Consider the following 2,045-nt stretch of genomic DNA (forward strand, 5'->3'; position numbering starts at 1 on the left):
AGAGAGTAGGGGTGGTCATTACTGAACCACCCCTCTCAATAAACCGTGCAAGCGGGCCTACGCACACGGCTTTGACACTACATATTCCTTACGGAGCATTAACTTTTGGTAAACGTCTGTCAAGGTTATTAATCCTTGTTCTTCAAACCACTGTTTATTCATAGCACGATCCACCATTGGACTTTTTGAACTCCGCCACTTTGTCATCCGAATGGGAAGAAGTTCCCCTTTGTATCCTTGTCTTCGAAGTAACCGATGGAGATGTTTCACATGCCTCCAGCTGCGCAATTGGACCGCCCGTAGTCTCCTTCTCATCCAACTATCCAACTTGCCAAAACGTGTTTTAACAGAACCATAACCAAAATAGTTTCCCCATCCCTGTAGAATAGGATTGAGCTTACGGATAATCACATCGATGGATACGGTTTGGTTTCGTCTGGTCAGCTTGCGAATGGTATCCTTGAGTTTCTCAACCGCTTTGTCTCTCGGTCGGCGATAGATGGTCCTTTTTCCATCGTTATCCTTCCAGCTATAGAAGGTATAACCTAGGAAGTCAAACGACTCATCTACATGTACCACTCGCGTCTTCGTTGGATGAACTTGAAGGCCAAGTTGCCCTTCTAGGAATTTTCTCATACTCTCACATACTCTCTCTGCTGCCGCTTTCGATCTACATAGGATCACAAAATCATCCGCATAACGAACATATTTATGCCCACGTCTGGTCATTTCTTCATCGAAGGGATGCAGATAAATGTTGGCGAGCAACGGGCTAATGACTCCCCCCTGTGGAACTCCTTCTTCAGATGGTTCATAGGTGCCATGATGTAAGACCCCAGCTTCTAGAAACATTCGAATCAGTTTAAGGATGGAGCTGTCACTAATCTCCTGCCATACTTGGTCGATGAGTTTGTCATGGGGAATCGTATCAAAGTAGGATCGAAGATCAGCGTCTACTACCCATTGGTATCCATTCTCCAGATGTTCTGTAATTTTATCGATCGCCATATGGCAGTCTCGTTCAGGACGAAATCCATAGCTGCAGTCTAAGAATTTCGCTTCAAAGATCGGTTCGATGACCCTACGCAAGGACTGTTGTACCAGTCGATCTCTCACAGCGGGAATGCCTAGTGGTCTTTGGGAACCATCCGCTTTGGGAATGTAGACCCTTCGTACAGGTTGGGGGCGGTAGGTCTTGGTTTGGAGCTCATGCTGGATAGTTCGTACGTTACCATCCATGTAGTGCCCAAATTCTTGGATTGTTTCTCCGTCTACTCCGTGACTTCCTTTATTCTCCGCCACATCAAACCATGAATCGAGGAGATTCCCAAAGTCATATACCTTGTCATAGAGTGAATACCACTTTCTTTTCTTCATCCGTGTTTACCATCCGTTCCTGCTGTCTGTTCGAGATAACTTCCATTCTCTTTTCTTCATTTCCTGCTTCCGTTTGATCTCTCTAGCCCCTTCAGGTCTCCTTGACCAGGACAATCTCACTTCCCGAGAAGCCGTACTTGTTCGCATTCTATTGCAGAATACTAAAGAGAATTTCCCTCATTCTAGAGACATTTCTGTAATGTGGTACCCCTTCGCTCCTTGCCTTCTTCCTTACGGCGGAGACAATTCTTCTATTACGAGAATAGATTCCTCTGAGTTTTATCCTCCAGACTGTTACCAGCTTTCATAGGCTCAGAGTTCCTCACTACTACGGATACCTCTGACTTCTCGTACCTCTTTATTCATCCCTCGAACGCTCTTGTAAATGAATTACCTAGAAAAAAAAAATTCTAGGAAGCCACGAGACCTCCTTGGGTCACGCCATCCTACTTCCACCCTATCCCAACCTTCTAAACGCTCTGGGTCAGTTGTCGGCGATTTGGACTTCCCGTCTTTTTGCACGGTCATCCTCCCCTCACGCCAGCCTAGGTTCGCTTTCGCTTTGTACAGGGCTTTGCATTCAGACCCTCCGCACCTCACCTCGCGATGACGCACTGTCTGTCTGCTAGTGTTTCCGGCCGTCGGCACACACGGGACTTGAACCCGAT

3 protein-coding genes are annotated in these 2,045 nt (G+C 46.7%); all 3 read right to left on the reverse strand.

What is annotated here, in order from left to right:
- Nucleotides 1–57 precede the first annotated feature (57 nt).
- On the reverse strand, nt 58–1,377 hold the full coding sequence (gene ltrA / locus ABLT31_RS38375; RefSeq protein WP_367760976.1) for a group II intron reverse transcriptase/maturase: 1,320 nt from the start codon (nt 1,375–1,377) through the stop codon (nt 58–60).
- Nucleotides 1,378–1,383: 6 nt separating this feature from the next.
- Nucleotides 1,384–1,524 carry a hypothetical protein gene (locus ABLT31_RS38380; protein ID WP_367760977.1) on the reverse strand — a complete coding sequence of 47 codons (141 nt, stop codon included), beginning with the start codon at nt 1,522–1,524 and terminating at the stop codon, nt 1,384–1,386.
- Nucleotides 1,525–1,767: 243 nt separating this feature from the next.
- Nucleotides 1,768–2,045, reverse strand: a 278-nt coding sequence (locus tag ABLT31_RS38385) for a hypothetical protein (RefSeq protein WP_367760978.1), incomplete at its 5' end; no start/stop codon positions are given.

This window comes from Ammoniphilus soli, assembly GCF_040813775.1.